The sequence below is a fragment of the Roseobacter cerasinus genome (assembly GCF_009811755.1).
GTDB classification, from domain to species: Bacteria; Pseudomonadota; Alphaproteobacteria; order Rhodobacterales; family Rhodobacteraceae; genus Roseobacter; species Roseobacter cerasinus.
In genome coordinates this window covers 1-16,812 of sequence record NZ_BLIV01000009.1, presented here as the reverse complement: position 1 = coordinate 16,812, position 16,812 = coordinate 1, and the positions used below count along the sequence as shown (strand labels likewise).

General features: G+C 62.0%; 15 protein-coding genes and 1 pseudogene. 8 read left to right on the top strand and 8 right to left on the bottom strand.

From position 1 onward, the window contains the following. The first annotated feature begins 7 nt into the window (after window positions 1-7). From So717_RS18910 to So717_RS18895, 4 genes are all read left to right on the top strand, one after another. On the top strand, window positions 8-2,818 hold the full coding sequence (locus tag So717_RS18910) for a helicase-related protein (protein ID WP_238841081.1): 2,811 nt from the start codon (window positions 8-10) through the stop codon (window positions 2,816-2,818). Beyond that, window positions 2,819-3,196 (top strand): RNA-binding S4 domain-containing protein, encoded by a 378-nt coding sequence (locus So717_RS18905; protein WP_159980244.1) that lies wholly within the window; start codon window positions 2,819-2,821, stop codon window positions 3,194-3,196. It abuts the gene before it with no gap. A gap of 51 nt (window positions 3,197-3,247) precedes the next feature. Next, window positions 3,248-3,586: a ferredoxin FdxA gene (fdxA, locus tag So717_RS18900; protein WP_114870860.1), complete on the top strand. Its 339-nt coding sequence runs from the start codon at window positions 3,248-3,250 to the stop codon at window positions 3,584-3,586. 293 nt (window positions 3,587-3,879) lie between these two features. Continuing rightward, on the top strand, window positions 3,880-4,392 hold the full coding sequence (locus So717_RS18895; protein WP_159980242.1) for a CarD family transcriptional regulator: 513 nt from the start codon (window positions 3,880-3,882) through the stop codon (window positions 4,390-4,392). Between the two features lie 52 nt (window positions 4,393-4,444). Here So717_RS18895 and So717_RS18890 read toward each other — a convergent pair whose 3' ends face one another. After that, complete coding sequence (locus So717_RS18890; RefSeq protein WP_159980446.1) at window positions 4,445-5,206, bottom strand: adenosylcobinamide-GDP ribazoletransferase; 762 nt, start codon at window positions 5,204-5,206, stop codon at window positions 4,445-4,447. 83 nt (window positions 5,207-5,289) lie between these two features. On the opposite strand from So717_RS18890, the gene cobT reads away from it, so the two are divergent. Further along, window positions 5,290-6,303 carry a nicotinate-nucleotide--dimethylbenzimidazole phosphoribosyltransferase gene (gene cobT / locus So717_RS18885; protein ID WP_159980240.1) on the top strand — a complete coding sequence of 338 codons (1,014 nt, stop codon included), beginning with the start codon at window positions 5,290-5,292 and terminating at the stop codon, window positions 6,301-6,303. Here the strand turns inward: cobT and So717_RS18880 are convergent. Both So717_RS18880 and So717_RS18875 read right to left on the bottom strand, forming a co-directional pair. Next, window positions 6,300-8,174: a monovalent cation:proton antiporter-2 (CPA2) family protein gene (locus tag So717_RS18880; protein ID WP_159980238.1), complete on the bottom strand. Its 1,875-nt coding sequence runs from the start codon at window positions 8,172-8,174 to the stop codon at window positions 6,300-6,302. The two genes, cobT and So717_RS18880, sit on opposite strands and share 4 nt — an antisense overlap. A 24-nt stretch (window positions 8,175-8,198) precedes the next feature. Beyond that, a complete protein-coding gene (locus tag So717_RS18875) occupies window positions 8,199-8,654 on the bottom strand; it encodes an Lrp/AsnC family transcriptional regulator (RefSeq protein WP_159980236.1) in 456 nt (151 codons plus the stop codon). Between the two features lie 157 nt (window positions 8,655-8,811). Here So717_RS18875 and hppD point away from each other — a divergent pair, with 157 nt between their 5' ends. Then, window positions 8,812-9,906, top strand: a complete 1,095-nt coding sequence (hppD, locus tag So717_RS18870) for a 4-hydroxyphenylpyruvate dioxygenase (RefSeq protein ID WP_159980234.1) — start codon at window positions 8,812-8,814, stop codon at window positions 9,904-9,906. Window positions 9,907-10,098: 192 nt separating this feature from the next. On the opposite strand, the gene So717_RS18865 is transcribed toward hppD, so the two are convergent. After that, window positions 10,099-12,345 (bottom strand): hypothetical protein, encoded by a 2,247-nt coding sequence (locus So717_RS18865; RefSeq protein ID WP_159980232.1) that lies wholly within the window; start codon window positions 12,343-12,345, stop codon window positions 10,099-10,101. A 157-nt stretch (window positions 12,346-12,502) separates the two neighbouring features. On the opposite strand from So717_RS18865, the gene So717_RS18860 reads away from it, so the two are divergent. Then, window positions 12,503-13,186: an SIMPL domain-containing protein gene (locus So717_RS18860; RefSeq protein WP_159980230.1), complete on the top strand. Its 684-nt coding sequence runs from the start codon at window positions 12,503-12,505 to the stop codon at window positions 13,184-13,186. A 194-nt stretch (window positions 13,187-13,380) separates the two neighbouring features. On the opposite strand, the gene So717_RS18855 is transcribed toward So717_RS18860, so the two are convergent. Then, on the bottom strand, window positions 13,381-14,673 hold the full coding sequence (locus tag So717_RS18855; RefSeq protein ID WP_159980228.1) for an O-acetylhomoserine aminocarboxypropyltransferase/cysteine synthase family protein: 1,293 nt from the start codon (window positions 14,671-14,673) through the stop codon (window positions 13,381-13,383). Window positions 14,674-14,746: 73 nt separating this feature from the next. Beyond that, a complete protein-coding gene (locus So717_RS18850) occupies window positions 14,747-15,754 on the bottom strand; it encodes a GT-B fold glycosyltransferase domain-containing protein (RefSeq protein ID WP_159980227.1) in 1,008 nt (335 codons plus the stop codon). 161 nt (window positions 15,755-15,915) lie between these two features. Here So717_RS18850 and So717_RS22595 point away from each other — a divergent pair, with 161 nt between their 5' ends. Beyond that, window positions 15,916-16,050, top strand: a complete 135-nt coding sequence (locus So717_RS22595; RefSeq protein WP_275113686.1) for a hypothetical protein — start codon at window positions 15,916-15,918, stop codon at window positions 16,048-16,050. Window positions 16,051-16,265: 215 nt separating this feature from the next. Here So717_RS22595 and So717_RS22695 read toward each other — a convergent pair. Both So717_RS22695 and So717_RS22435 read right to left on the bottom strand, forming a co-directional pair. Next, window positions 16,266-16,502 (bottom strand): annotated as a pseudogene (locus tag So717_RS22695) (putative metalloprotease CJM1_0395 family protein); the annotation flags it as partial. Window positions 16,503-16,558: 56 nt separating this feature from the next. After that, window positions 16,559-16,812 (bottom strand): hypothetical protein (locus tag So717_RS22435; protein ID WP_238841078.1); only part of this gene is annotated, 254 nt, incomplete at its 5' end.

Sequence of the window (16,812 nt, the reverse complement as noted above, 5' to 3'; positions counted from 1 at the left end):
CGGCGCCGTGACAGGTGACAAGCGCGTGGTGGCCGTTCTGGGCCCCACCAACACAGGCAAGACCACCTATGCCATCGAGCGCATGCTGGGCCACCGGACGGGTGTGATCGGGTTGCCGCTGCGGCTCCTTGCGCGCGAGGTTTATGACCGGGTGGTGGCCGCCCGTGGCCCCTCCGTCGTGGCGCTGGTCACCGGGGAAGAGCGGATTGTGCCGCCGCGCACGCAATACTGGGTCTGCACGGTTGAGGCGATGCCGGAGGGCATGGGCTGCGATTTTCTGGCCGTGGATGAGATCCAGCTTTGTGCCGACCCGGAGCGGGGGCATGTCTTCACCGACCGGCTGATGCGGGCGCGGGGGCTGCATGAGACGCTGTTTCTTGGGTCAGACACGATGCGCGGCCCGATCCGCGCGCTTGTGCCGCAGGCACAGTTCGTCCAGCGCGAGCGGATGTCGCAGCTGACCTACGCAGGCGCGAAAAAGATCAGCCGGATGAAACCGCGCAGCGCCATTGTCGGGTTTTCGGTCGAGAATGTCTATGCAATCGCGGAGCTGATCCGCCGCCAGAAGGGCGGTGCGGCTGTGGTGATGGGCGCGCTCAGCCCGCGCACGCGGAACGCGCAGGTCGATATGTATCAAAACGGCGATGTGGACTATCTGGTCGCCACGGATGCCATCGGCATGGGGCTGAACCTCGACGTGGATCACGTCGCCTTCTCGGCGCTGGCCAAGTTCGACGGGCGGCGCATGCGCCCCCTTGCACCCAACGAGTTGGCCCAGATTGCCGGGCGCGCAGGCAGAGGCATGAAAGACGGCACCTTTGGCGTCACCGGCGAAGCCTCCCCCTTGGACGATGGCGTCGCCGAGGCGATCATGTCGCACCGCTTCACCCCCCTTAAAAAGCTGAACTGGCGCAACCCGGCGCTGCAATTTGGCTCAGTTGAGCGGCTGATCACCGGGCTTGAGGCCAGCCCGGAGCATGAGATGCTCGCCAAGGCGCGCGAGGCGGATGATCTGCGCGCGCTCAAGGCGCTGTCGCAGGACGCCGAGGTTATGGCGCGCTGCACCGATGGTCCCTCTGTCCGATTGCTTTGGGACGTGTGCCGCATTCCTGATTTTCGCGGCATCAGCCACGCGGAACATGCCAGCCTGCTGGAGGCGATTTTCAATCACTTGCACCAGGGCGGCACCATCCCCGATGACTGGCTGGCGCGGCATATCAAAAGAATTGATCGAACCGATGGTGACATTGATGCGTTATCCAAGAGATTGGCGTTTATCCGCACATGGACATATGTCGCGCAGCGAAAGGGATGGACGCGTGATCAAAGTCATTGGCGCGGCGAGACGCGTTCTGTAGAAGACCGATTGTCAGACGCGCTGCACGACCGTTTGACACAGAGATTTGTAGACCGGCGCACATCCGTGCTTTTGCGCCGGCTCGGCCAGAAGGAAGCCATGGTGGCAGATGTATCGAATACCGGCGAAGTGACCGTCGAAGGGGAATTTGTGGGGCGGCTTGACGGGTTTCGCTTCTCACAGGACAAAAGCGCCAGCGGTGCGGAGGCGAAGACGATCAAGACGGCGGCGCTGCAGGCTCTTGCGCCGCATTTCCACCTGCGGGCGGATCGATTCTACAATGCGCCGGACACCGAGATCGACTTCACCGAGCAGGGTGGTCTGATGTGGGGCAAGGACGCTGTCGGCAAACTGGTGGCGGGGCCTGAGGCGCTGAAGCCGCAGGTCGAGGTCTTTGTCGATGATGTGGCGGGGCCGGAGGTGGCGCAGAAAGTGCAGCGCCGGTTGCAGCATTTCATTGACCGCAAGGTGGCAGCCTTGTTCGAGCCACTGCTGACGCTCAGCCGCGACGAGACGCTGACGGGGCTCGCCCGTGGCTTTGCCTTCCAGATGGTCGAGGCGCTGGGTGTTCTGCCCAGATCCGCCGTGGCGGAAGACGTCAAAGCGCTGGATCAAGACGCGCGGGGCGCCCTGCGCAAGCACGGTATCCGCTTTGGCCAGTTCACCATCTTCATGCCGCTGCTGCTGAAACCCGCGCCGACGCGGCTGCGCCTTGTGCTGTGGTCGCTCTCGAAAGGGCTGAGCGATTTCCCCGAATCGCCGCCACCCGGTTTGGTGACCATTCCTGCGGATGCCGCAGCCCCCGCAGGGGCCGATACCATGTCGGGCTACCGCACGGCGGGCGAACGGGCCATCCGCATCGATATGCTGGAACGTCTGGCAGATATGTTGCGCGGGGAGAATTCGCGTGCGGGATTTGAAGCCACTGCGGATATGCTGTCGATCACCGGCATGACGCTGGAGCAATTTGCCGATTTGATGCAAGGGTTGGGGTACAAGGCCGAGAAGGGCGAACGCGAGAAGGTCAAACCCGTGGACGCTGTGGTCAAAGAGGCGCCCGCGCCCGCGGAAGATGCACCCGTCATGGATCAGGCAACCGCAGCCGCCGAGCAAGCGGTGGTTGCTCCGGAAACCGACGGTGGCGTGCCTGCGACACCGGCAGAGGAGACCGCGATTGGTACCGCGCCAGACGCTGAGGACGCAGGCCCCGAGCTTGAGGTCTTTTATACGTTCACCTGGGGGCGTCCACCGCGCTCTGCGGGTGGCAGCGGTCGCAAACAGGGTGGAGACCGCCCGAAAGGCAAAGGCAAGCCGGGCGGCAAAGGCAAACGGGGTGGCCCGCGCGGCGACAAGGACAAGGGCGCACAGAAATTCTCCGCCCGACCGCCGAAGTCCGAGAAGAAGATCGATCCGGACAACCCCTTTGCTGCCGCGCTCATGGGGTTGAAGGACACCAAGTGATTGGCTGAGAAACTCCGTCTCGACAAATGGCTCTGGCATGCGCGGTTCTTCAAGACGCGCTCGCTGGCGGCCACGCGGGTCGCGGCGGGGGACGTGCGGGTCAACGGCACGCGCACTGAAAAGCGCAGCCAGATGGTTGGCCCGGAGGACGTGCTGGCTTTCGCGCAGGGTGATCAAATCCGGGTGATCCGCGTCGATGCCATCGGAACGCGGCGCGGCCCGGCACCCGAGGCGCAAACCCTCTACACCGATTTGTCCCCACCGGACCCAAAATCGCGAAAAACTGCTCCCGAAAACCCTGCGTTTGAGGGAAAAGGTCGCCCCACAAAGAAGGATCGTCGTATCCTTGATCTTTCTAAGGCCCGCTCCCTTGAATGATCGGGTTGGCTCATTTAGCTAACCCAGTGAGATTGGGGTAAAGAGGGTCCGATGACCTATATCGTGAACGACAGCTGCATTGCCTGCAAGTACACCGACTGCGTCGAGGTCTGCCCGGTGGATTGCTTCTACGAGGGCGAGAATATGCTGGTCATTCACCCCGATGAATGCATCGACTGCGGCGTCTGCGAGCCCGAGTGTCCCGCAGATGCGATCCGCCCAGATACCGAACCGGACATGGAGAAATGGGTCGAGTTCAATCGCAAATACTCCGAGATGTGGCCGGTGATCATCACCAAGAAAGACCCGCTTCCCGATGCGGAAGAGCGCGATGGTGAGACTGGCAAGCTCGAAAAATACTTCTCTGAAGCCCCCGGGGAGGGTGGCTGAGGGCAAAATACCCTCGATTCGGTGCGCCTGAGCACCGTACGGTCACGCTAAGTGGCCACAATTAAGAGATTTTTTACAAGATGACGCAGGGGCCGCTTTTTTAAGGAGCATTTTTGTGTTATGTTGCTACCGCAAAGTAGGAATGGAACCGCCTATTGCTGAACGCGCCTCAGGCCGTCTGCAGATAAAATCGAACCAGTCACACTCGGGTGCGCGGCCCATGTTGGCCCACGCTAGGAGTGATTTTGACTGTCGCGTACCATGATGTGGGTTCCAGGTGTAAGGAATGCTGAATGACCAAATCGAAGAAACTTGATTTCCGACCCAATGAGTTTGTCGTCTACCCGGCCCACGGCGTAGGTCAGATCCTCTCAATCGAAGAGCAGGAGGTCGCCGGGATCTCGCTGGAGCTCTTCGTGATCTCTTTCGAGAAGGACAAGATGACGCTGCGGGTGCCGACGCATAAGGCAACGGAAATCGGCATGCGGGCGCTGAGCTCGCCCGATGTGATCAGCCATGCCATGAAGACGTTGAAAGGCAAGGCCAAGGTCAAGCGGGCGATGTGGTCACGCCGCGCGCAGGAATATGAGCAGAAGATCAACTCGGGTGATCTGATTGCCATTGCCGAAGTGGTGCGCGACCTGCACCGCACCGATGATCAGCGCGAGCAGAGCTATTCGGAGCGGCAGCTTTATGAAGCGGCGCTTGAACGTCTGACCCGCGAAGTGGCCGCCGTGGGCGGTGGCGATGAATTGGCGGCAGCCAAGCAGGTGGGTGACGTGCTGGAAAGCCGCGTCGCGGCCTGACGCATTTTCCGTTGAAGGAAAAAACAGCCGCGCCTGATCAGGCGCGGTTTTCTTATGTCAGCAGGATGACAAGGGCCGCAAGGGCACAGACCTCGCCGATCTGTTGGCAGGCGCCCAGTATGTCCCCGGTCTGTCCGCCAATCTTGCGCCGCGCCAGCAGGCCGATCAGCGCGGTGGCGAGGAGCACAGCCAGCAGCCCGCCGATGGCGGCCGCGCCCACACAGAGCCCGCCGATGAGAAGCGCGAGGCCCAGGCCAAGCACTGCCGTCGGTACATCCGGTTGGCCCACGCTTTTTGAAAGTCCGTCCTGTCGTGCATGAGGCAGGGTAGCCATCAGAAAGGGCATGCCCACGCGCGACAGCGTAGCGGCGGCCATGACGGGCAGGACACCCAGTGGCAGCAGCGCAACGTAGGCGCTCCAGCGCAGGCCGGTGATCAGGATCAGCGCGAGGATACCATAGGTGCCGATGTGGCTGTCGCGCATGATCTCCAGCCGCCGTTCCAGTGTGAACCCACCCCAAAGCCCGTCTGCCGTGTCGCCAAGCCCATCTTCATGCATGGCCCCGGTGAGCATCATCAGCGTGGCCAGCAGCAGGCCTGCCGCAAAAACCGCTGGCAGCCCGAGGGCCAGCGCCACGGCTCCTGCGCAGGCGGCCAGCCCGCCCAGCCCCGCGCCAACAATCGGATAGGCCCAGCTGGCCTGCCCTCCCCGGGCAAAGGCGCTCTCGGGCAGATGCGGCAGTGGCAACCTGCTCAGCAAGGCGGCCGCCAGCAGGATGTCGGTGAACCAGGGCGGGAAACTGTCGGTTTTCATCGCGAGATCGGCTGTTCCTGACTTGTGGCAGGCCGTGCGTTGGGCCATCAGATGCGGGAGAGCATAAGAAGTGGGGGATATCAATGACAGCGGCTTTTTCCGACATGGACGCGGTCCGGACGCTTCTGGCGGAGCAGCCCAGCGTTCATGAGACAGCTGTGGCGGCGGCGGCGGCGCGGAACGGGCAACTGACGAAGCCCCCCGGCGCGCTCGGACGGCTAGAAGATATTGCCATTTGGTACGCAGGCTGGCGCGGGGTGGAGCGTCCGACGGTCGAGCGCCCGCAGATCATTGTCTTTGCAGGAAACCACGGGGTCGCGGCGCAGGGTGTCTCGGCCTTTCCAGCGGAAGTGACGGCTCAGATGGTCGCGAATTTCCAGCATGGTGGAGCTGCGATCAACCAACTGGCGAAGACCTTTGGGGCCAAGCTCGACGTGCATGCGCTGTCGCTGGAGGTGCCAACCGCTGATTTCACGCAAGATGCGGCGATGAGCGAGGTAGAGGTAATCGAGGCGCTGTCGGTCGGCTGGTCCGCGGTCGACGCAGAGGCCGACGTGCTGGTCGTGGGTGAGATGGGCATCGGCAACACCACCTCCGCCGCCGCATTGGCGATGGCTCTCCTGGGCGGCGCCGCCGGAGACTGGGCGGGCCGGGGGACGGGCGTTGATGACGCCGGGCTTGAGATCAAGACGCGCGTTGTCAATGAGGGCGTGACCCTGCACGCCGGCCACGGCGACGGGCTTGAGATGCTGCGCCGTCTGGGCGGGCGCGAGCTGGCGGGTATGGCCGGGGCGATCATGCGGGCGCGTCATTTGCGCATCCCGGTGCTGCTCGATGGCTTTATCTGCACGGCGGCGGCGCTGACTTTGGAGAAGACGCGGGCGGGCGCGCTTGATCACTGCACCGCCAGCCATCTGAGCGCTGAAAGCGCGCATGGTCGTCTGCTCGACGCGCTTGGCAAGACGCCTCTGATGGCTCTGGATTTGCGTCTTGGTGAAGGCTCGGGGGCCGCGCTGTCTCTCGGGGTGCTGAAAGGCGCGGTGGCCTGCCTCAGCGGTATGGCGACCTTTGCCGAGGCGGGGGTGTCCGACGCCTAAGCGCGCTTTTCCTCTGCATCGCGGCTGAGGATGGCTGTCTCTAGCTCTTTCTGCAGCTCCTTGGCGCGGGCGAGATAGGCCGGGTTCTGGCTGGCAGGCACCTCAGGGTCCCAGAGCTTGGCCAGCTCCTGCACCGAATAGCGGTCGTGGTGGTAGAAGATCCGCTCCGCCTCCGCCGCTTCGAACTCGCTGAGCCCGATGTTTTCGAGCACGTAGCGCCCGGCGCGCAAGGAGCTGTCGAAAAGCTCGCGCACGATGTCATCTGCGCCTGCCTGATAGAGACGGTAGACATGCGTCCGGTCTCGCGCCCTTGCCACGATGTGCAGATCGGGCCGCAGCTTGCGCGCATAGCCCACCAGCTTGATCGCCGCTTCCGGATCATCCAGCGCCACCACAAGAACACGCGCGTCCTGCAGCCCCGCCGCGCGCAGGATGTCAGGCCGAGTGGGGTCTCCCAGGAACCCCTTGAACCCAAAGCGCCGCATGACCGCGATGGTTTCCATATCATGGTCCAGCACCACTGTGTTGAACCCGTTGGCCTGCACCAGCCGGTTCACGATCTGGCCAAAGCGTCCGATGCCCGCGATGATCACGGGCCCTTCGATGTCAATCTCGTCTTCCTCGTGCTGCTCCGCCGTCTCAGGTGCGCGTTTCGACAGGAAATCGTAGATGATGAACAGGAGTGGTGTGATCAGCATCGAGATGGAGATGACCAACAGCAGGGTTTCGGCAATCCCGCGTGGGATCACACCCTGCACCACCGAGAAGGACACGAGCACAAAGCCGAACTCCCCCGCCTGCGCCAGTGCCAGCGTGAAGAGCCAGTGGTCCTTGCCCTTCAGCTTAAAGGCGCGCCCCAGCACGAAGAGGATGGCCCCTTTGATCAGGATGACCAGCAGCGCCATGCCAACGATGTTGAGTGTGTTGTTAAAGAGCAGGGTAAAGTTGATGCCCGCGCCCACGGTGATGAAGAAGAGCCCCAGCAGCAGGCCTTTGAAAGGCTCAAGGTCGGTCTCCAACTCATGCCGGAATTCGGAGCTGGCGAGCACGACGCCCGCAAGGAAGGCGCCGAGGGCCGGTGAGAGGCCCACAAGCGTCATCAGGAAGGAGATGCCCACGACAATCAGCAGCGCAAGGGCTGTGTACATCTCGCGCAGCCGGGCCGAGTGGATGTAGCGAAAGAGTGGGCGCGTCAGGAAAATGCCCGCAAAGATCACAGCCGCGATGGCCGCGATGGTCACCAGCGTGACACCCCAGCCGGGCAGGCCCTCAACCAAAGACAGAGAATGATGCGCCTCGTCGTGGGCAGCGTCCCCGGCGCGCTGGATGGAGCCGTCTACAGCGATTTGCGCGGGCACGGTGGCGGCCAGAAGGGGCAGGAAGGCTAGGATCGGGATGACGGCAATGTCCTGCGTCAGCAGCACGGAGAAGACCGAGCGCCCGCCACTGGTCTGCATCAGCCCTTTTTCCGACAGGGTTTGCAGCACGATGGCGGTGGAGCTGAGCGACAACGCCAGACCGATCGCCAGCGCCACGCCCCAAGGTTGGTTGTAGGCCATGGCGATGCCCATCAGCGCCAGCGCGCTGACCAAAATCTGCAGCCCTCCCAGCCCAATGAGGCGGTGGCGCATGTCCCACAGCGCGCGGGGCTCCAGCTCCAACCCGATCAGGAACAGCATCATCACCACGCCGAACTCGGCGAAGTGCTGCAGATCCTCCGTCTCTGACCCTACCAGCCCCAGAAGTGGCCCGATGATGATACCCGCCGCGAGGTAGCCCAGCACCGAGCCCAGCCCAAGACGCGAGGCAAAGGGCACGGCAATCACCGCTGCGGCCAGATAGATTGAAGCCTGGAACAGGAAGCTATCCATGCGCAGGGGGTCTCCTCGTTGAGGTCATGTGGGCAGCGGCCCGTCGGATTTCAGCTGGTCCATGACGATCTGGCTGTGCACGCGCGCCACCGCCGGATGCGGCAACAGGACGTCATGGATCAATGTGTTCAGCGCAGGTAGGTCGGCGCAGTACACGCGCAACAAATAATCTGCATCACCCGTCATTGTCCATGCGCTGATGATTTCGGGCCGGGTGTTCACAAGCCGGGCAAAGCCTTTGGAATGCTCCGGCCCATGGGTGCCCAGATGCACTTGGACAAAGCCCTGCACATGCAGCCCAAGCCGTTCCGGGTCGAGCCGGGCCGTGTAGGCGCGGATGTAGCCCGCGCCCTCCAGCCGCTGACGGCGGCGCCCGGCCTGGCTGGGAGAGAGGTGGAGCAGATCACCAAGCTGCTGCGCGGTCAGATGGGCGTCGCGCTGCAGGGCTTGCAGCAGACGGGTGTCTGTTTCATCCAGCACGGTGCATCCTTTTTCGGTGAATTGCCCATATCCTGCGGAATACCCGCGTGAATGACCATAGATCGCTGAAGGTTTGCGCGGACTTAACGTGTGGTCTGTCATATTTTGAGCAAGACGCCGCTTGTCCAGGCGCCATTTCTCAAGATTGGAGGCCAAAATGGGTCCGTTTCCGCATGACGCACCGAAATCGCAGATCACGCCTGAAAACCCGGCAGGGACGGATGGGTTTGAATTTGTGGAGTTTGCACATCCCGACCCACAAGAGCTGCGCGATCTCTTTGCCCGGATGGGCTATGCGCATGTCGCCAATCACAAGACCAAACAGATCGAGCTGTGGCAGCAGGGTGACATCACCTATGTTCTGAATGCCGAGGGGGGCAGCTTTGGTGCGCGGTTTGTCGAGACGCATGGGCCGTGCGCGCCGTCGATGGGGTGGCGGGTTGTGGATGCGCAGAAAGCCTTTGATCACGCGGTGGCGCAGGGGGCTGAGCCCTATAACGGGACGGGCAAGGTGCTGGACGTGCCCGCGATCATGGGGATTGGTGGTTCGCTGCTCTACTTCGTGGATCAATACTACGACACCAGCCCGTACAATGAGGAATATGACTGGATCGCGCAGTCCAAGCCTGCGGGTGTGGGCTTCTACTACCTTGATCATCTGACGCACAATGTGCACCGCGGGAACATGGACACGTGGTTTCGCTTTTATGGTGATCTGTTCAATTTTCGCGAGATCCGTTTTTTTGACATTGAGGGGAAGTACAGCGGTCTCTTGAGTCGGGCGCTCACGTCGCCTTGCGGGCGTATCCGTATTCCGATCAATGAGGATCGGGGGGAGACGGGGCAGATCGTGTCTTATCTCAAGAAATACAACGGCGAGGGCATTCAGCATATCGCGGTGGGCGCGCGGAATATCTACGACAGCACGGATGAGATCGCGGCCCGGGGTTTGACCTTCATGCCTGGCCCGCCGGAGGCCTATTATGCGCTGAGCCGCAACCGGGTGGAGGGGCATGAGGAGCCGATCGACCGGATGAAAAAGCACGGTATCCTGATTGACGGCGAGGGTGTTGTGGATGGTGGCGAGACCAAGATCCTGCTGCAGATTTTCTCCAAGACCGTGATCGGGCCGATCTTCTTTGAGTTCATTCAGCGCAAGGGAGATGATGGTTTTGGCGAGGGCAACTTCAAGGCGCTGTTCGAGAGCATCGAGCAGGAGCAGATCAACAGCGGAGAGCTGGCGGCGGAGTAGGGGTGGCCTGAAAGCCCACCCCACCTGTTGGTGGTGGCGGGGCCTCTGCCAAGTTTCGGGACGGGTCTGTTGCACCTGTCCGTTTTGGGATGGATCTTTGATTTTGCTTTGAGCGCTGTCAGAGACAGACCGCCCGCGTGTCCGGGGTGAGTGTTGTCGTCAGGCCTGCGTAGGACGAAACACAGACTGGGTTCAGCTGCGGGGCATTTTCAGGACGATGTTGCGACCGCGTTTTTGGTACCGCAGTTCGCCCTCGCCGATGGCTGAGACACGCCCGCCATCGATCCGGTCGCCCACTTGCACTTTCTTGTAGCGCCCGTTGGACAGGCGCACGAGAGCGCGGCGCGAAGAGGGTGTTCCATAGACCCCGATGAGGTTCACATTCCGCAGGTTGATGGCGTTGCGAAGTGTTGCTTCGCGCGCCACCGATGCGCTGGAAGGTATGCTTGGGGCAACTGCGCGGGGGGGCGGTACTGGCGCGATGCTGGCGGTACCAATGGCCGCTGCCGAGGCTGCGGTCCGTTGCGCACGCGCCACGATCTGGCCGAAGTTGCTGGGGCGCGCATCGGGTCGAAGGGAGGCGGCCAGGGCCAGGCCCGGGTTGCTGGCTTGGATGCGCTGTGTCGGCGCGTCGTCCAAGGGGACCAGGCTGGCTGTTCGAGCCGGCGCAGCTGCAGTGGCGATCTGGGGCCGAATGGGGGGGCGGAACTCCGCAAGCTCATCCCGAGTCAGCCCGTCCAATGCAGCACGTTCTGCCGTTTCAATCAGGTCTGCGGGGCGGGGGCGGGGCCTGACGTCGGCGAACTCCGTTTCGATCGGATTTATGGCGGTTGTGGTGGTTGCACTGCGCTGTGGGATGGACGCAGGGCGCGCTGGCGGGGGACCTGCGAAAATCGGGATGCCATCGGGGCTGATCGTGCCTGCGGCGCTGGCGATCACAAGGCCGCGCGGATCCAGCGCAAAGCTGGTTCCGGCGGCGGCTGGTGAGCTTGGCGCATCAAAAACAGTGTCTGGTGTGAGCGTTGCCACATCCGGCAGTGCGACGGCATCGAAGGCAGGCTCAATCGGGTCGATGCTGGTGACGTAGAGATCCTCTATATCCACAAGCGGCGGCGGTGACGGCACCGCCGGGGCCTGCGGCCAGATGCCGGTGGCCGCGTATGAGGTGCGTTGATCGGCCTCGGTCTCGGCAGCCCCATCCGCTGTCTGGATCTCGCGCAGCGCATCCAGCACAGCGGTATCTTCATCGCTGAGCGCGGGCTGCGGTGCTGTGGGCGCGCGCTCCAATTCAACGTCATCTGTCTGAGTGACCGGAGGGGCGACTTCGACGGCCACGATCTCTTTCTCAGAGGGGTCGTCTTGACCTGTCCATTTGGCGAAGGTTTCGCTCAGCGTGTCGAAAGACGCAGCGCCAAGCCCGGCCAGAATGAGGACAAGCACAGCTGTTAGCCCCAGCGGCAGACGGAACCCTCGCGGCTGATCCCCGTCTGGGCCGCGCGCGCCAAAAACGGTCATTCGCTCGGTTTCGGTGTTGACCTTGGGGGTCTTGGGGGACGGCGCAGAGAGGCCCGCGCGTTCTGGACGCGGGGGCTTGGGTTTGTGGACAAAAGGTTCCGCTTGTTCGGCAAAGCCGCTCCACGCAGGAGCGGGCGGCGTTTTGTAGACCCGTGGTGGTGCCGGAGGGTCCGCGCGGCGGCTTGCGAACGCCGGTCCAGGGGCCACGTCGCGCGGCGGCAGGCTTGGGTCGGCCACGCCAATGATGGGCGGGACGTCGCCGCGCGCAGTGCGCGGTGGGATCTGGGGGTCGACAGCGCGGGTGGATCGGAAGGTTGGAGCAGGGGCTTCGACCGGTTGCGGGGCAGGTTGCTCCTCTGCCATCTGGGGTCGTGAACCTGCCTCAACGATGACGATGGCATCCGCATCGGGCTCCACTGTTTGACCGGCGTCCAGCAGGGACCGTGCCGCGTGCGTCGGGCCAAAGTAGGGCTCGCCCACGTAGTTGTCCTGATCGGGTCTGGCCACGAAACTCACCGCGTGGAACGCATGTTGGGTCGCGAAGGCCTCCGCCTCCTGCAAGGTCTCAAGGGCGACCGCGGCCACCTGCGTCACGTCACCCTGCTGGCTGATGTCGAAGGCCAGATCATCCACCGGATAGGGCGTCGCCCCCGACAGCGCGTCACGTGCCGCATCACGCGCCTCGGCTGGCGTCAGGCCAGGCGTGTCGATGCGGAGATAGCGGATCTGCGGGTTCGGGATCACCAGTTTGCAACGCAGCCCCTCGGGTGCCAGAGCGCAGCCTGTCCTGCGCAAGACCGCCAGACGGTCGACCAGATCCGGGTCTTCCGGCGAAACCTCGCCAACCTTGCACCAGCCAGCAGGCACGCGGTGCAGCAGGCAGATGCTCTCAAAGGACAGAGACAGCGCGAAGTTTGGTTTCATGTCGTGGGTTTACCAGTCACAGCCGACCTTGCACAGTTGGTTAATGGATGCGTTAAGCATACAGCAGGTCTTTGCCGAGGAAAAGTAAAGGCGTGGTTAACCACTTGCTGCTGAACGGGCAGTCAGGTGACATGCAGATGTAACGAGGAGAAGCGCTATGAGATATGTTTTGAGAGCCCTGCTGATCGTGGGGCTGGCTGCCGGTGCAGCCTGGGCCGATGAGGACGAGATCATAACGGTCACCGGTGTTGGCACTGTTGAGATGGTGCCCGATATGGCGACGCTGAGCCTCGGGGTGACCGAGCAGGCAGAGCGGGCGGCGGATGCCATGACCGCGACCTCGGGCGCGGTGGCGGCCGTGTTGGACCGGCTGGAGCAGGCCGGGATCTCCCCACTGGACGTGCAGACCGACCAACTGTCGCTGCAACCGGTCTGGTCAGACTACAATTCGGACAGCCGCCGCATCACCGGCTTCACCGCCACCAATATGCTGACCGTTCGGGTGCGGGATCTGGATGGTCTGGGGCGGGTGTTGGATCTGGTGATCTCGGATGGGGCCAACAGGTTCAACGGGTTGTCGTTCGGGCTGCAGGATCCGAAACCGGCACAGGATGCGGCGCGGGCAGCGGCGGTTGCTGATGCGATGGACCGCGCGCGGCAGCTGGCGGAGGCGGCAGGTGTCGCGCTGGGGGACATTCGCTCCATCAGCGAACATGACGGCGTTGCCCGCCCGCAGATGATGGAAATGGCGTTGTCCCGTGCAGCGGCGGACGTGCCGATTGCGCAAGGTGAGCTGTCGATCTCGGCTCAGGTCAACATGGTGTTCGACATCGCCGACTAGAGCGGCCGACGAAATACCTGAGATATCAAACATCACATATCGCGTTGAAATCTTTGATTTCAGGCAGCGATATGTGATTCAGGTTTTTTGCATGACGCTTTAAGCACCGTGCCAGCGGGCCAATGAAAAGAGGCGCCTCGTTTGGGCGCCTCTTTGTTATCTCAGCAGACCTGCCCGGTCTGCCGGTCCCGCGATCAGCTTGCCGCTTTGGCCAGCGCCTGATCCAGATCGGCGATCAGATCGTCGGCATTTTCCGTCCCGATGGAAATGCGCACCACGGATGGTCCGGCTCCGGCGGCCTCCTGCTGCTCCGCTGTGAGTTGGCGGTGGGTTGTCGATGCGGAGTGGATCACCAGGCTGCGCGTATCGCCGAGGTTGGCCACATGGCTGAAGATCTCCAGCGCATTCACGAATTTCACGCAAGCCTCATAGCCGCCTTTGATCGCAAAGGTGAAGAGGCCACCAGCGCCGCGCGGGCAGATCTTTTTCACCCGGTCATGATAGGGGGAGGACTTCAGGCCCGCATAGGTCACGTAGTCGACACGCGGGTCTTTCTCCAGCCAGCCCGCGACGGTCTCGGCATTCTCCACATGCCGGTCCATCCGCAGCGACAGCGTTTCCGTACCCATCAGCGTGTAATGCGCCGCCTGCGGGTTCATCGTCATACCCAAATCGCGTAGACCGACTGCGATGGAGTGGAAGGTGAAGGCCAGTGGGCCAAATGTCTCGTGGAACTTCAGCCCGTGATAGGCAGGTTCGGGCTCACTCAGCGAGGGGAACTTGTCATTGGCCGACCAGTCGAACTTGCCCGAATCCACCACGCAGCCGCCGGTGACGGTGCCGTTGCCGGTCAGGTATTTGGTGGTTGAGTGCACCACCAGCGTGGCACCATGCTCGATGGGGCGGCAGAGGTACGGCGTGGCTGAGGTGTTGTCGACGATCAGCGGGATGCCCGCAGCGTCCGAGATCTTCGAGATGGCATCGAGGTCAGTGATATAGCCGCCGGGGTTTGCAATCGCCTCGCAGAAGACCGCGCGGGTGTTGTCGTCAATCGCGGCCTTCACCGCATCTAGATCGTCGAAATCGACAAAGGTGCACTCCCAGCCGAAGCGCTTGATGGTGTGGCTGAACTGCGTGACGGTGCCGCCGTAAAGGCGGGTGGAGGCGACGATGTTCTTGCCCGGCCCCATCAGCGGGAAGAGCGCCATGATCTGCGCCGCGTGCCCGGAGGAGCAGCAGGCCGCTCCCACACCGCCCTCCAGCATGGCGATGCGTTCTTGCAGCACCGCCACGGTCGGGTTGGTCAGCCGCGAATAGATGAAGCCGACTTCCTGCAGGTTGAAGAGCGCGGCGGCGTGATCGGCATCGCGGAACACATAGGCCGTGGTCTGGTAGATCGGTGTCTGCCGGGCACCTGTGGCCGGGTCTGGCCGGGCGCCTGCGTGGATTTGCAGCGTGTCAAACCCGTAGTCGGGGCCGTCTGTCATGGGGGGATCCTCCTGGTGAACCTGTTGCCCGTATCGTTAGGCCATGCCCGGCGGGCAGACAAGGGCAGGGGCCTTACCGCATCCAGAAGCCGTTGGCCTTGATCCGGTTGCGGATCATCTGTTCGCGCGTGGGCAGATGCGCTTGATCAAAGAGCGCGCGCACCTTGGCGCCGCGCCCCTGATAGACCATACGTTTGATCGGCTCATGAGCCTTGAGCAGTTTCTTCAGCTTGTTGGGCGTGGCCACCCGTTCCAGCACCTCGATCACATGGTCGCTCTCGCGGGCGTAGAGCAGCGGCAAGAGGCGGTAGTGACAGCTGACCCGGCCGTCGAGCAGCCCGGGCGGCAGCGTATCGCGCCCGCCGCCCAAGGCGTGGATCACCAGCGGCAGCGCGATTTGGTCGAGCCAGGGGTGCAGCTCCTGCGCACAAAGCGCCATCGGAGGGTCATCACGGATTGCGGTGGCATAGTCTTCGAAGAGCGCCCCGAAGGCGCGTGGGCAGCGATAGTAGAAGAACCCGGCATTGAAATAGAGGTAGCGTTTCCAGTAGCTCTCTGGCTGGGTCAAGTCGAGCGAGCTGTCAAAATCGAGGCCAAACTTGGTGTAGAGCGATTTCCAGAGCCCCGCGTACCCCGGACCATAGGTTTCGGGCTTGGGCCAGGTGCCTTCGCGGCGCAGGGACGCTGAGGGCCTGTCAAAATCGAAGGGGACGGCGCACAGATCGCCGGTGATCAGCGTATCGGTGTCGAAGAACACAAAGGGCTCCCCCTCAGGCAGCGCGCGCAGCAGCTCTATCTTGTTGCCATGAGGGTAGTCGGCGCCAAAGTGGCGGCTGTGGAACGGAACAATCTCGGCGTCCAAGGTGACCAGCATCTCCCGTGCACCCTGATCTGAGATACGGGGATCTTTTGGCCAAAGGGCGCCGGGCTGCGGTTCCGCTATCAGAAGTTGACCTTTGAAGTCCGGGCTCATCTCGCGCAGAGAGGCAGCGAATAGCAACGCTTCATAGGTCAATCGCCCACGCTGCGCGACCACCACAACATTGAAATTTCTCTCTGCGGCATCAGCCGTTTCGGCCATTGGCCCGCCTATTCGGTCGTTTCTTCTATGTATAGCTTTGCCTGCGGTCCTGCCAAGGCGAATTGCAATGCGCTGGGTGCGAGCTGGCAACCGTGCAATGGATTTGCTGCTGCGCAGTCAGGTATATTGGATCCGCATCGGGCCATACTGTTTTTGCCTTGATGCGCAAAAACAGTGGTAAGAACAAGGATCACGCAAACACCCTGCGTGCAGTCAATGAAGCCACCGCACCAATACAAACGCAAACTTTCAAAGCCGTTGGTCTTGAAAATCCTGAAGCTTCAAAAGTCGCCTGACTCGTAAGTCAAACCAGGTTTCGCAAACTTTGGAACGATCCGCAGGACCAGGTTGCCTTGGGGCGTTCGCGACGCTCATTTTGCGAAGTGAAACGGCTATCGACGGCCGACCGGCATGCCGAGATCAGCTTGACGCCGGGGAATCAATTGACGATTTTCTCATCACGTGATCGGCTTTATTGGTTTTTCGGAGAACCTTGGCGTTTGAAAAAGCCTTAAATCCGAACATCGACGCTTTCTCCACGTCGCTCTACTGCTTTGACTGACGCCAGCTCGGCTTGGGCTTGCGCACGTATAGAGTCTGCCATGGATGCGACCTTGCGATCCGCTGATGACGGTTCTGCCGGAGCAAGCGCGGCAGCTTTCAAAATCATCATCTTCGCAATCGTGGCTTCTGGATCGTCCGCAACGGGCGAGACGTCAATCTGAACCTGACCGCCAATGGCATAGCGTTTGCCATCTGGACCAGTCTGGTATGAATAGGTTGGTTGGGACGCATAGGCCCCACCTAAAAGAGACTAGTTTCAAAAGATTGGATGTCAGCAATTCCAAAGACCGAAAGGTAAATCGGTTTGCGATCTGTGAATGAATCATCTTCCAGAAGCTTCGTTACGAAGTGTGTCTTTCCACAACCCTGACCTGCTCCCCTGAAATGTCCTCGAATTTTGGTTAGCCTGTTCTCCAACTGAGGAGACAGACGATGAAGAGAAGCCGTTTCAGCGAAGAACAGATCATTGGCATTCTGAAAGAGCACCAGGCTGG

What these genes read in the sequence shown, in the direction of transcription:
- fdxA (WP_114870860.1), top strand. Translation starts at nt 3,248, where the DNA reads ATGACCTATATCGTGAACGACAGCTGCATTGCCTGCAAGTACACCGAC.
- So717_RS18895 (WP_159980242.1), top strand. Translation starts at nt 3,880, where the DNA reads ATGACCAAATCGAAGAAACTTGATTTCCGACCCAATGAGTTTGTCGTC.
- So717_RS18890 (WP_159980446.1), bottom strand. Translation starts at nt 5,206, where the DNA reads ATGAAAACCGACAGTTTCCCGCCCTGGTTCACCGACATCCTGCTGGCG.
- cobT (WP_159980240.1), top strand. Translation starts at nt 5,290, where the DNA reads ATGACAGCGGCTTTTTCCGACATGGACGCGGTCCGGACGCTTCTGGCG.
- So717_RS18880 (WP_159980238.1), bottom strand. Translation starts at nt 8,174, where the DNA reads ATGGATAGCTTCCTGTTCCAGGCTTCAATCTATCTGGCCGCAGCGGTG.
- hppD (WP_159980234.1), top strand. Translation starts at nt 8,812, where the DNA reads ATGGGTCCGTTTCCGCATGACGCACCGAAATCGCAGATCACGCCTGAA.
- So717_RS18865 (WP_159980232.1), bottom strand. Translation starts at nt 12,345, where the DNA reads ATGAAACCAAACTTCGCGCTGTCTCTGTCCTTTGAGAGCATCTGCCTG.
- So717_RS18860 (WP_159980230.1), top strand. Translation starts at nt 12,503, where the DNA reads ATGAGATATGTTTTGAGAGCCCTGCTGATCGTGGGGCTGGCTGCCGGT.
- So717_RS18855 (WP_159980228.1), bottom strand. Translation starts at nt 14,673, where the DNA reads ATGACAGACGGCCCCGACTACGGGTTTGACACGCTGCAAATCCACGCA.
- So717_RS18850 (WP_159980227.1), bottom strand. Translation starts at nt 15,754, where the DNA reads ATGGCCGAAACGGCTGATGCCGCAGAGAGAAATTTCAATGTTGTGGTG.
- So717_RS22595 (WP_275113686.1), top strand. Translation starts at nt 15,916, where the DNA reads ATGCGCAAAAACAGTGGTAAGAACAAGGATCACGCAAACACCCTGCGT.